Source organism: Xanthomonas indica (genome assembly GCF_040529045.1).
GTDB lineage: Bacteria > Pseudomonadota > Gammaproteobacteria > Xanthomonadales > Xanthomonadaceae > Xanthomonas_A > Xanthomonas_A indica.
The window spans coordinates 2999459-3012226 of record NZ_CP131914.1 but is presented as its reverse complement, the minus strand read 5'-3'; the positions used below and the strand labels follow the sequence as shown (position 1 = coordinate 3012226).

The following is a 12768-nucleotide window of genomic DNA, read 5'->3' as shown; positions in this document are numbered from 1 at the left end:
CCATGAATCTCCTGTCCCTGCCCTGCCGCCTGCTCGCCGCCGTCGCCCTGTGCGCGGGCCTGGCCGCGCCGGCCGCGGCCGAACGCATCAAGGACCTGGCCCAGGTCGGCGGCGTGCGCAACAACGCGCTGGTCGGCTATGGCCTGGTGGTCGGCCTGGACGGCAGCGGCGACCGCACCAGCCAGGCGCCCTTCACCGTGCAGAGCCTGAAGAACATGCTCGGCGAGCTGGGCGTCAACGTGCCGTCCAATGTCAATCCGCAGCTGAAGAACGTCGCGGCGGTGGCGATCAGCGCGCAGTTGCCGGCGTTCGCCAAGCCGGGCCAGACCATCGACATCACCGTGTCCTCGATCGGCAACGCCATCTCGCTGCGCGGCGGCACCCTGCTGATGGCGCCGCTGAAGGGCGCCGACGGCCAGGTCTATGCGGTCGCCCAGGGCAACCTGGTGGTCGGCGGCTTCGGTGCGCAGGGCAAGGACGGTTCGCGGATCTCGGTGAACGTGCCCAGCGTCGGCCTGATCCCCAACGGTGCGACGGTGGAACGTGCGCTGCCGGACGTGTTCGGCAATACCGGCGAGATCACCCTGAACCTGCACCAGCCCGATTTCACCACCGTCTCGCGCATGGTCTCGGCGCTGGAAAGCACCTTCGGCCCGGGCAGCGCGCACGCGGTGGACGGTTCCACCGTGGCGGTGCGTTCGCCCACCGACCAGAGCGCACGCATCGGTCTGCTGGCACGCATCGAGAACGTCGAGCTGTCGCCGGGCGCGGCGCCGGCCAAGGTGGTGGTCAATGCCCGCACCGGCACGGTGGTGATCGGCTCGCAGGTCCGGGTCAGCCCGGCGGCGATCTCGCACGGCTCGCTGACGGTGACCATCAGCGAAGGCACCCAGGTCAGCCAGCCGAATGCCCTGAGCGGCGGCCAGACCGTGGCCACGCCCAAGTCCACCATCACCGCCACCAACGAAGGCAGCCGCATGTTCAAGTTCGAGGGCGGCACCTCGCTGGATCAGATCGTTCGGGCGGTCAACGAGGTCGGCGCCGCGCCTGGCGACCTGATCGCGATTCTGGAAGCGCTCAAGCAGGCGGGTGCCCTGAGCGCGGAGCTGGAGGTGATCTGACATGCGTATCTCGGCCGCTCCCTTCGACCTGCACGCCTCTACCCAGAACGATCCGGCCAAGATCGACAAGGTCTCGCGCCAGCTCGAAGGGCAGTTCGCCAACATGCTGGTCAAGAGCATGCGCCAGGCCAGCTTCGGCAATTCGCTGTTCCCGGGCGAGAACCAGACCTTCCGCGACATGTACGACCAGCAGTTGGCCAAAGGCCTGACCGACGGCAAGGGGCTGGGCCTGGCGGCGATGATCGCCAAGCAGTTGGGCGGCGGGCAGCCGGCGGCGACTGGCACCCCGAACACCGCGCTGGATGCGGCCAAGGCAGCCAAGGCCTATTCGCTGGTGTCCGGCCAGACCAGCAATGGGCCGATGCCGCTGCAGGGCGAGGCCGCGCTGGCCTCCGGTGCCGCAGCCGGCGCCGGCGTCGGCCCGTGGAGCGGCGCCGATGCGGCCGCCTCGCCGCAGCAGCAGGTGCTGGACATGATCGCCGGCCGCGAGAGCAGCGCCATGCATCAGGCCATCGGCAGCAGCCCGGCCGACGGCAGCGCCGGCCTGTCCTGGGCCGGCGCCGACGACCGCTGGTCGAACGTGCAGGCGGCCGCCGACAGCAGCAACGCCATCGATCCCAGCGCCGCCGCGGCCGCCAACGCCGCGGCGGCCAGTCTCGGCGAGCGCACCCCGGAAGGCTTCGTCGCCAAGATCTGGAACCATGCGCAGAAGGCCGCGCAGGAACTGGGCGTGGACGCCCGCGCCCTGGTCGCGCAGGCCGCGCTGGAAACCGGCTGGGGCCGCCGCGGCATTTCCCGCGGCGACGGCGCCAGTTCCAACAACCTGTTCGGGATCAAGGCCACCGGCTGGGACGGCGATCGCGTGACCACCGGCACCCACGAATACGTGGACGGCGTCAAGCAGTCGCAGACCGCCGATTTCCGCGCCTATTCCTCGCCGGCGGAAAGCTTCGCCGACTACGTGCGCCTGCTGAAGACCAATCCGCGCTACCAGCAGGCGCTGAAGGCCGGCACCGACATCCGCGGCTTCGCCCAGGGCCTGCAGCGCGCCGGCTACGCCACCGACCCGGCCTATGCGGCCAAGATCGCCGCCATCGCTGGCGGCCCGACCATCGGTCGCGCGGTCGCCGCGATCGGCAGCGCCGCCGCCGGCGGCATCGAGCGCGTGCTGGCCAGCACCGTCGATTCGTCCGGCCTCGTGCGCCGCTGAGGTAGCCGCCCATGTCCATTCTCTCTACCGGTACCGGCGCCCTGCTCGCCTTCCAGCGGGCCCTGTCCACGGTCAGCCACAACGTCGCCAACATCAACACCGACGGCTACAGCCGGCAGCGGACGACGTTCGCGACCACGGTCCCCAGCCAGTACGGCAGCGAGTTCGTCGGCAACGGCACCCAGATCACCGACGTCTCCCGTGTCGCCGACCAGTTGGCGATCTCGCGCCTGTTCGACAGCACCGGCGAAGTCGCGCGACTGAAGCAGTTGTCCAGCCTGTCCAGCCGCGTCGACGGCCTGTTCTCGGACAAGGCCACCAGCATCGCCGGGCAGTGGTCGAACTTCTTCGACGCCACCAGCGGCCTGTCCTCCAATGCCTCGGCCAGCGCCAACCGGCAGAACCTGCTGGACGCCGGCAATTCGCTGGTGACCCGCTTCAAGCAGCTCAACGGCCAGCTCGACTCGCTCGGCAGCGAGGTCAACAACGGCCTGCTGGCCGGCACCGCCGAAGCCAACCGCCTGGCCACCGAGATCGCCAAGCTCAACGGCCAGATCGGCTCCAACGCCAATGCCGCCGCGCCGGACCTGCTCGACCGCCGCGACCAGATGATCAGCCAGCTCATCGGCTACACCGGCGGCAGCGTCATCCAGCAGGATGGCGGGATGATGAACGTCTACACCTCCGGCGGCCAGGCAATGGTGGTCGGGACCAACGCCTCGACGCTGGTCGCCAGTCCCGATCCCTACCAGCCGGAGCGGCTGCAGATCGCGGTGAAGACCCAGGGCGGCACCACCCCGCTGAGCGAAAAGGCGCTGGGCGGGCAGATCGGCGGCTTCCTGGAGTTCCGCAGCACCGTCCTGGATCCGACCAAGGCCGAGCTCGGCCGCATCGCCACCGGCCTGGCCAGCAGCTACAACCAGCAGCACCATGCCGGCATGGACCTGTACGGGCAGATGGGCGGCGATTTCTTCAATCTGCCGCCGCCGAGCGTGGACGGCAACAGCGCCAACACCGGCACGGCCGCGTTCACCGCCAGCGTCAGCGACCTGAGCAAGCTCGACGGGCAGAACCTGCTGCTGACCTACAACGGCACGAGCTGGAACGCCAGCCGCGCCGACACCGGCGCCAGCATTCCGATGACCGGTTCCGGCACCAGCGCCGATCCGTTCGTGGTCAACGGCGTGACCCTGCAGGTGTCCGGCACCGCCGCCAGCGGCGACAAGTTCCTGCTGCAGCCCACCGCCAACGCCATCAGCAAGCTGTCCGTGGCCATCACCGACCCCTCGCGCATCGCCGCGGCGACGCCGATCCAGGCCAGCGCCACGCTGAGCAACCTGGGGACCGGCAAAGTCAGCAATGTCACCGCAACCGACGCCAGCAACGCCAACCTGCTGACGCCGGCGAACATCGCCTTCATCGATTCCACCCATTACTCGATCAACGGCGGCGCCCCGCAGACCTACACCGCCGGGCAGACCATCAGCGCCAACGGCTGGAGCCTGACCATGGACGGCGTGCCGTCCGCCGGCGACAGCTTCGCGGTGGGCCCGACCGGGGTCGGCTCGAGCAACAACGGCAACGCGCTGCTGCTGTCCAACCTGGACGATTCCAAGGCCTTCAACGGCGGCACCATCACCCTCAACGGCGCGGTGGCCGGCCTGACCACCACGGTCGGCTCGTCGGCGCGCCAGGCCAAGTACGCGGCCGACGCGCAGGACGTGATCCAGAGCAGCGCCCAGGACGCGCGCGACTCGCTGTCCGGCGTCAACCTCGACGAGGAAGCGGCGGACATGCTGCGGCTGCAGCAGGCCTACCAGGCGGCCTCGCGCCTGATCTCCACCGCCGACACCCTGTTCCAGTCCATCCTGAGCGCGGTCCGATGAGCAATCGCATCTCCAGCGGCATGATCTTCAATCAGTCGCTCAACACCATGCTCGGCAAGCAGGCGACGATCTCGCACCTGCAGCAGCAGCTCTCCACCGGCCAGCGCATTGTCAGCGCGGCCGACGACCCGGTCGCCGCCGGCACCGCGGTCAGCCTGGATCGCACGGTGGCCGCCCTGGCGCGCTTCGGCGACAACGCCACCAACGTGCAGAACCGGCTCAACCTGCAGGAGAACTCGCTGTCGCAGGCCGGCGACCTGATGGCCCGGGTCAAGGATCTGACGGTCGAAGCCAATAGTTCGGCGCTGACCACCCCCGACCGCAAGGCCATTGCCGCGGAACTGAAGACCCTGCACGACAGCCTGCTGAGCCTGTCCAACAGCACCGACGGCTCCGGCCGCTACCTGTTCGGCGGCACCGCCGACGACGCCGCGCCGTTCGCCGTGGTCTCCGGCAATGTGGTCTACAGCGGCAACCAGACCCAGCGCAGCGTGGAGATCGCGCCGGACACCAAGGTCTCCGATACCCTTCCCGGCAGCGAGATCTTCATGCGCGTGCCCACCGGCGACGGTACCGTGGACGCGCATGCGGCCGCCGGCAACACCGGCACCGGCCTGCTGCTCGACTTCAGCCGGGATGGCTCCGGCAGCGCCTGGAACGGCGGCAGCTACAGCGTGGTGTTCACCGCCGCCACCACCTACGAGGTCCGCGACAGCAGCGGCACCGTGGTCAACACCGGCACCTATGCCGCCGGCGAGAGCATCGGCCTGCCCGGCCTGAAGATGCGCGTGGACGGCGCCCCCGCCGCCGGCGACAGCTTCCAGATCGGACCGTCGACCACCAAGGACGTGTTCTCCACGATCAGCAACCTGGTCGACCTGCTCAACACCGATCCCATCACGCCCACCGCCAAGGCCGCGCTGCAGAACAGCCTGCAATCGTCGATGCGCGACATCACCCAGGCCTCGTCGAAGATGATCGACGCCCGCGCTGCCGGCGGCGCCCAGCTGGCGGCCATCGACAACGCCACCGATCTGCGCGAAGCCAACAACGTGACCCTGAAGACCACCCTGTCCTCGCTGCGCGACCTGGATTACGCGCAGGCGATTTCCCAGTACCAGTTGGAACAGTCGGCGCTGAAAGCGGCACAAACCATCTTTACCCAGATGCAGAAGATGTCGCTGTTCGACCGGCTCTGATCATCACGCAATAAACCCGATATACCAAAAGGCCCGGAGCGCGGCGACGCCTCCGGGCCTTTCGCGTTATACAAAGATCGCCCTCGCCGCTGGATCAGTAGACAACGCGCATGCGGCCCTAAAGTTTGCCGGAATCCGGCCGAGAAAGGCTCTCCGCGGTGTTCCAGGTGTTTTGCGCATCGCCGGAACAGCAAATTTTCTGCAGTGAATCGCTAAAGGTTGCGAGCCTGTCGCCGTTACTTGTATCACCAGCCGCACTGGCCAATTGATGGCCCCCTGCGGAGACTCCAGGCACCGACCGGTTGCCGGACAAATCGCTAAGAGGAGATATCAAAATGGCACAGGTCATCAATACCAACGTAATGTCGCTGAACGCTCAGCGGAACCTCAACACCACCAGCACCAGCCTGGCGACGACGATCCAGCGCCTGTCCTCGGGCCTGCGCATCAACAGCGCCAAGGACGACGCCGCCGGCCTGGCGATCTCCGAGCGCTTCACCACCCAGATCCGCGGCCTGGACGTGGCCTCGCGCAACGCCAACGACGGCATTTCGCTGGCGCAGACCGCCGAAGGCGCAATGGTCGAAATCGGCAACAACCTGCAGCGTATCCGCGAACTGGCGGTGCAGTCGGCCAACGCCACCAACTCCACCACCGACCGCGGTGCGCTGAACTCGGAAGTCAAGCAGCTGGCCGCGGAAATCGACCGCGTCTCCAGCCAGACCAACTTCAACGGCACCAAGCTGCTGGACGGTTCGTTCTCCGGCGCGCTGTTCCAGGTCGGCGCCGACGCCGGCCAGACCATCGGCATCAACAGCATCGTCAATGCCAGCGCCGCCTCGCTGGGCAAGGCCGGCTTCGCCGCCACCCAGACCGGCTCGGCCGCCCTGGCCTCCGGCACCGCGACCGCCAGCGGCAGCTTCTCCGGCATGGTCGTCAACGGCGTCAACATCGCCTCGGTCTCGGTGGCCAACGGCGACGCCGGTGCCGACGTGGCCAAGAAGATCGTCTCGGCGATCAACGACAAGCTGGCCCAGACCGGCGTGTACGCCTCGATCGATTCCTCCACCAATGCGCTGAAGCTGGAATCGGTCAAGGGCGGCCAGGACTTCTCGTTCACCGCAGGCTCGGCCACCGGTGCCTCCGGCATCACCTTCAGCAACGCCGGCATCGCCGCCAGCGCCGCTGCCACCGCCGGCACCACCAACTACCTGGCGGACGTGGACATCTCCACCTTCCAGGGCGCGCAGAAGGCGATGAGCATCATCGACAACGCGCTGACCTCGGTGAACTCCTCGCGTGCCGACATGGGTGCGATCCAGAACCGCTTCACCTCCACCATCGCCAACCTGAGCTCCACCTCGGAGAACCTGTCGGCCTCGCGCAGCCGCATCCGCGATACCGACTACGCCAAGGAAACCGCCGAGCTGACCCGTACGCAGATCCTGCAGCAGGCCGGCACCGCGATGCTGGCCCAGGCCAAGCAGGCGCCGCAGAGCGTGCTGAGCCTGCTCCAGGGCTAAGCCCAGCCAGCCACACCGCGCCACCGGGCCCCTCCGCAAGGAGGGGCCTTTTTTATTCCGTTTTCCAGCACGGGGCGCGCGTCTCGAACAACGCGGCGTCTTCACCAGGCACCGGCATTCAACGCGCCGGCAGAACCACACATGCCGCCTCCGGGTCGCGTGTCCGCACTGCGGCGCCGGATGCGCGGCAGAACCTTCTCGACCGCATGTGTGGCAGCGCGGCACGTGCAACAGCGCGATGATCTGCACCCCGTCCGTGGTCGCCAAGGACAGCAGGGGGACGGTCGACCAGGTGCGGGGAAGACGGCCAAGCAACTGCATCACCACACCCGCGCGGCCGGGATGTCCTGCATTCGTGCAGATGTGGCGACGCCACGATCGAACTGATCGAGCGCACCGCCCCGGCGACGGCGATCACACCGACGTGTTTCTCACGCTACGTGCCGACTTCCACAGCACGTGCACGATGGAACCTAAAGTTTGTCAAAGCGCGGCCGAAACAAGCTTTTCGCCGCATGCCGGACGCGTTGCAACTCAGCGAATTGCTTTGTTTTTTCCCAGCGAATCGCTAAAGGTTGCGCACCGACTGCCGTTACTTATACCAGCAGCGGCACTGGCCAATTGATGGCCCCCTGCGGAGGCTCCAGGCACCCAAGGGTTGCCGGATAAATCGCTTAGAGGAGATATCGAAATGGCACAGGTCATCAATACCAACGTAATGTCGCTGAACGCTCAGCGGAACCTCAACACCACCAGCACCAGCCTGGCGACGACGATCCAGCGCCTGTCCTCGGGCCTGCGCATCAACAGCGCCAAGGACGATGCGGCCGGTCTGGCGATCTCCGAGCGCTTCACCACCCAGATCCGTGGCCTGGACGTGGCCTCGCGCAACGCCAACGACGGCATCTCGCTGGCGCAGACCGCCGAAGGCGCGATGGTCGAAATCGGCAACAACCTGCAGCGTATCCGCGAACTGGCGGTGCAGTCGGCCAACGCCACCAACTCCACCACCGACCGCGGTGCGCTGAACTCGGAAGTCAAGCAGCTGGCCGCGGAAATCGACCGCGTCTCCAGCCAGACCAACTTCAACGGCACCAAGCTGCTGGACGGTTCGTTCTCCGGCGCGCTGTTCCAGGTCGGCGCCGACGCGGGCCAGACCATCGGCATCAACAGCATCGTCAATGCCAGCGCCGCCGCGCTGGGCAAGGCCGGCTTCGCCGCTACCCAGACCGGCTCGGCCGCCCTGGCCTCCGGTACCGCGACCGCCAGCGGCAGCTTCTCCGGCATGGTCGTCAACGGCGTCAACATCGCCTCGGTCTCGGTGGCCAACGGCGACGCCGGTGCCGACGTGGCCAAGAAGATCGTCTCGGCGATCAACGACAAGCTGGCCCAGACCGGCGTGTACGCCTCGATCGATTCGTCCACCAATGCGCTGAAGCTGGAATCGGTCAAGGGCGGCCAGGACTTCTCGTTCACCGCAGGCTCGGCCACCGGTGCCTCCGGCATCACCTTCAGCAACGCCGGCATCGCCGCCAGCGCCGCTGCCACCGCCGGCACCACCAACTACCTGGCGGACGTGGATATCTCCACCTTCCAGGGCGCGCAGAAGGCGATGAGCATCATCGACAACGCGCTGACCTCGGTGAACTCCTCGCGTGCCGACATGGGTGCGATCCAGAACCGCTTCACCTCCACCATCGCCAACCTGAGCTCCACCTCGGAGAACCTGTCGGCCTCGCGCAGCCGCATCCGCGATACCGATTACGCCAAGGAAACCGCCGAGCTGACCCGTACGCAGATCCTGCAGCAGGCCGGCACCGCGATGCTGGCCCAGGCCAAGCAGGCGCCGCAGAGCGTGCTGAGTCTGCTCCAGGGCTAAGCCCAGCCAGAGCCGCACCGCACGACCGGACCCCTCCGCAAGGAGGGGTCTTTTTTTTGACGCTGCCGACGCGGCACAGGATTTGCATCGCAACCGGGAGCCGCGACGACGCGCGGGCGGCGCTCAAGAAGCGGCCTCGCGCGCCGATACTCCCCTCAGCCGCTGGCGCACCGCGTGCCGGCCATCTCAAGGACCGCCAACATGTCCACCACTGGAATCGGCTCAGGCCTGGACATTCCGACCTTCGTCGCCAAACTGGTGTCGAAGGAACGCCAGCCGCAGGAAGACCGGATCAACCGTGACGGCACCGCCTCCAGTGCGCAGCTGTCGTCCTTGAGCACGATCAAGAGCGCGCTGTCCAACCTGCAGACGGCGATGAACACGGTGTCCGACAGCGCCGACAAGGGCGCCTACAAGGCCACCATCGACGACGGCGCGGGCTATACCGCCTCGGTCACCTCCAGCGCCAACGCCGGCAGGTACGGCATCGAGGTGGTGAAGCTGGCGCAGTCGCAGAAACTGACCTCCTCGGCCTACGCCAGCGGCGCCGTGGTCGGTGGCGGCACCCTGACCATCGCCTATGGCGACACCACGCTCAATATCAACGTCGATGCCGGCAGCAAGCTCAGCGACGTCGCCGCCTTCATCAACAAGGCCGCCAACGGTGCCGGCGTGACCGCCAGCGTGGTCACCGCCGACGACGGCGACCACCTGGTGCTCAACGCGGTCGACACCGGCACCAAGGGCGCCCTGACCATCACCACCTCCGGTGGCGACGGCGGCCTGGCCAACCTCACCTACCCGCCCGGCAGCAGCGGCGGCCTGACCCAGACGATCGCCGCCGCCGACGCGGTGGTGAAGGTGGATGGCTTCCAGCGCACCTCCAGCAGCAACACCATCGCCGACCTGGTGCCCGGCGTGGCCATCAATCTCACCAAGGCCGTTGCCGGCACCACCTTCAATCTCAACATCACCGCCGACAACAGCCCGCTGAAGGCCAACCTGACCGCCCTGGTCAGCGCCTACAACTCCGCCAACAGCGTGCTCAAGTCGTCCAGCGCCTACGACGCCACCAACAAGAAGGCCTCGCCGATGACCGGCGATGCCATGGTGCGCGGCCTGCAGCAGTCGCTGCGCCGGCTGGTCAGCGACAACGTGAGCGGGCTGATGGCGCTGGGCGTCACCATCGACAAGGATGGCGTGATGAGCCTGGACAGCAGCAAGTTCGACACGGCCGTGGCCACCGATCCGTCGGCGGCCAAGACCATGCTCGGCAGCGCCGGCAGCTTTGGCGCCGGGATGAGCACGCTGCTCAAGAGCAACCTGGACACCACCAGCGGCACGCTGACCCAGCGGACCGACGCGCTCAACAAGCACATCTCCGACCTGACCGATCAGCTCAGCGATCTGGACGCGCGCATGCAGACACTGACCGATCAGTACACCGCGCGCTTCACGGCGATGGAGACGCTGGTGACCCAGATGCAGACCACCAGCGACAACCTGACCAAGCAATTCAGCTGACGCGCGTGTGGCCGCGGCTCAAGTCGAAGCGCGTCGCGGCCGATATGAAGAGTATCGACAGTCATTGTGGATCTGCGGCAACAACCGCCCGGCGTCGCCGCCAACCGGCATAGCGCCAGGCCCCGCCAGTCCACCCGAGGGAGTTTTCCATGTACGGTTCCAGCCGCCAGTACGCTGAGCAATATCGCAAGATGGGCATTTCCACCAGCGTCACGGATGCCGATCCGCACAAGCTGGTCGCCATGCTGTTCGCCGGTGCCTGCCAGCGCATCCGCCAGGCGCAGGCCTGCCTCGCGCAGGGTGACCAGGCACGCAAGGGCAAGGCGATCGGCGAGGCCTGCGCCATCGTCGGCCATCTCAACGGCTCGCTCGACCACGAGGCCGGCGGCGAGATCGCCGGCAATCTGTCCGCGCTCTACGACTACGTGATGCACCGGCTCACCGAAGCCAACCTGCACAACGACGACGCCGCGCTGACCGAAGCGCTGGAACTGCTCAGCGAGATCGACGCGGCCTGGGCCGCCATTCCGGCGCAGCAGCGCGAACTAGCCACGGCGAACGCATCGTGAGCATCCAGCTCGCCGACCTGCACAACGACCTGCACGAACTGCGCGAGATCCTGCGCGGCGACGACTATGCCCTGGCCCAGGCGATGGTCACCGACCATGCGCGACGCCTGCAGGCGTATCTGCAGCAGGACGATGCCGACCGCTCGCGCGAGGCGCTCAAGCCACTGCTCGCCCTGCAGCAGGCGGTGACCGCGCAGATGCGCATGGAGCGCGACCATGCCGCGGCCTGGCTGCGCAGCAGCCGCCAGTCCAGCCACGCCGCGCGGCTCTATTCGCAGGCCGGACTGCTGGGATGAACGCCGGCCCGGACGGCGTCGCGCAACATCCGGCCGACGCCGAACTGTTCCACGACACGCTCAGTTGCGAACTGGCGCTGCCGGCGGATTTCCGCCTGGGCAACGGCGCCGGCCGCCTTGCCGCCGGCGAGGCGCTGCTGCGCAGCCTGGCGCAGATCGAGGATCTGCGCGGCGAGGACGGCAGCGACGAGCGCAGCGACGCCAGCGCGCAGACGCAGCGGATGGAGGCCAAGCTCGACCTGATGCTGGTCCTGCTGGGCCGGCTGGCCCGCCAGCACGAGGATGCCCTGCCGTTGCGGCCGCTGTGCTGGTCGCGCCGGGGCGTCCGGCTGGACCTGGGCGCGCGCTCGGGCGCAGCGCCCGGGGCCGCCGGTCTGCTACGCCTGCAACCCTCGGACTGGCTGCCGGACCACCTGGAACTGCCGGTACGGGTGCTGGCCGAGGCCACCACTGCCGGGGTCGTCCAACTTTGGCTACGGTTCGAGACACAGCCGCCGGGCCTGGAAGAGGCCCTGGAACGCCACCTGTTCCGGCTGCACCGCCGGCAGATCGCCGACAGCCGGCGGGCGCGCTGAGCCGGCTCCCGCCGCGCCCGGCCGCCCGCCGAGGTTGGCGGCGGCGAGCGGCTCGGCTAAGGTGCGGATCTGAATAGAAGGACCTGCACCGTGCGAGTCATCATCGTCGACGATCACACCCTGGTACGCGCCGGCTTGAGCCGGCTGCTGCAGACGTTTGCGGACGTCGACGTGGTCGCCGAGGCCAGCAACGCGCAGCAGGCAGTGGACCTGGCCACCCTGCACCGCCCCGACCTGGTCCTGATGGACCTGTCCCTGCCGGGACGCAGCGGCCTGGACGCGCTCACGGACGTACTGCACAGCTCGCCCAAGACCCGGGTGGTGATGATGTCGATGCACGACGATCCGGTGCACGTGCGCGATGCGCTGGACCGCGGCGCCACCGGCTTCGTGGTCAAGGACGCCGCTCCGCTGGAACTGGAACTGGCGCTGCGCGCGGCCAGCGCCAACCAGGTGTTCCTGAGCCCGCAGATCTCCTCCAAGATGATCGCGCCGATGCTCGGCCGCGAGCGCCCGGTGGGCATTGCCGCGCTGTCGCCGCGACAGCGCGAGATCCTGCGCCAGATCGGCCGCGGCCAGAGCAACAAGGAAATCGCCTCGGACCTGGGCATCAGCGTCAAGACCGTGGAGACCCACCGCGCGCGGATGATGGAATCGCTGGGCTGCCGCCGCGCCAACGATCTGGTCCTGCTGGCCGCGCGCCATCAGGGCGAGTTGAGCTGAACTGGGGACGGCATCCCGACACGCACCTTTGGCATGGGGTTTGCCTTAACCGGTCAGCAGGCGTGACATTCCCGCCGAAGCCCGCCACATCAGGCATTGCGCCGTCGACTGTCCGGCGTCCACGACCCGCATGTCGGGAAATTCCTGACAGTCTGTCAGGAATTTGACTACCCTACTCAGGAACACCCCGATTCTGTTACCGTCGGGCGACAAGCAGTATGCGTTCCACGGGCGCCAGCGTATTGGCGCCGAACCGAGGGAGT

General features: G+C 67.8%; 11 protein-coding genes. All 11 read left to right on the top strand.

What is annotated here, in order from left to right; translation table 11 throughout:
* Positions 1-2: 2 nt before the first annotated feature.
* The 11 genes from Q7W82_RS13015 (at position 3) to Q7W82_RS12965 (ending at position 12505) form a co-directional block, all read left to right on the top strand.
* Positions 3-1121, top strand: coding sequence for a flagellar basal body P-ring protein FlgI (locus Q7W82_RS13015; protein ID WP_242158610.1), 1119 nt, complete (start codon positions 3-5; stop codon positions 1119-1121).
* 1 nt (position 1122) lies between these two features.
* Complete coding sequence (flgJ, locus tag Q7W82_RS13010; RefSeq protein WP_242158608.1) at positions 1123-2331, top strand: flagellar assembly peptidoglycan hydrolase FlgJ; 1209 nt, start codon at positions 1123-1125, stop codon at positions 2329-2331.
* A gap of 11 nt (positions 2332-2342) precedes the next feature.
* Positions 2343-4217, top strand: a complete 1875-nt coding sequence (gene flgK, locus Q7W82_RS13005; protein ID WP_242158598.1) for a flagellar hook-associated protein FlgK — start codon at positions 2343-2345, stop codon at positions 4215-4217.
* Entirely contained in the window at positions 4214-5416 is a 1203-nt protein-coding gene (gene flgL / locus Q7W82_RS13000) for a flagellar hook-associated protein FlgL (RefSeq protein ID WP_242158596.1), read from the top strand. Before flgK ends, flgL begins: the two co-directional genes overlap by 4 nt.
* A 335-nt stretch (positions 5417-5751) precedes the next feature.
* Positions 5752-6939, top strand: coding sequence for a flagellin (locus tag Q7W82_RS12995; RefSeq protein WP_242158595.1), 1188 nt, complete (start codon positions 5752-5754; stop codon positions 6937-6939).
* Positions 6940-7630: 691 nt separating this feature from the next.
* Positions 7631-8818, top strand: a complete 1188-nt coding sequence (locus Q7W82_RS12990; RefSeq protein ID WP_242158592.1) for a flagellin — start codon at positions 7631-7633, stop codon at positions 8816-8818.
* A 201-nt stretch (positions 8819-9019) separates the two neighbouring features.
* The gene (gene fliD, locus Q7W82_RS12985; protein WP_242158577.1) at positions 9020-10342 is read left to right on the top strand and encodes a flagellar filament capping protein FliD; all 1323 of its coding nucleotides are present in this window, start codon (positions 9020-9022) and stop codon (positions 10340-10342) included.
* Between the two features lie 149 nt (positions 10343-10491).
* Complete coding sequence (gene fliS / locus Q7W82_RS12980) at positions 10492-10911, top strand: flagellar export chaperone FliS (RefSeq protein ID WP_010341674.1); 420 nt, start codon at positions 10492-10494, stop codon at positions 10909-10911.
* On the top strand, positions 10908-11207 hold the full coding sequence (locus tag Q7W82_RS12975) for a hypothetical protein (RefSeq protein WP_160947182.1): 300 nt from the start codon (positions 10908-10910) through the stop codon (positions 11205-11207). Before fliS ends, Q7W82_RS12975 begins: the two co-directional genes overlap by 4 nt.
* On the top strand, positions 11204-11782 hold the full coding sequence (locus Q7W82_RS12970; RefSeq protein WP_242158574.1) for a PilZ domain-containing protein: 579 nt from the start codon (positions 11204-11206) through the stop codon (positions 11780-11782). Before Q7W82_RS12975 ends, Q7W82_RS12970 begins: the two co-directional genes overlap by 4 nt.
* A gap of 90 nt (positions 11783-11872) precedes the next feature.
* On the top strand, positions 11873-12505 hold the full coding sequence (locus Q7W82_RS12965) for a response regulator transcription factor (RefSeq protein ID WP_017908534.1): 633 nt from the start codon (positions 11873-11875) through the stop codon (positions 12503-12505).
* Positions 12506-12768: the final 263 nt, after the last annotated feature.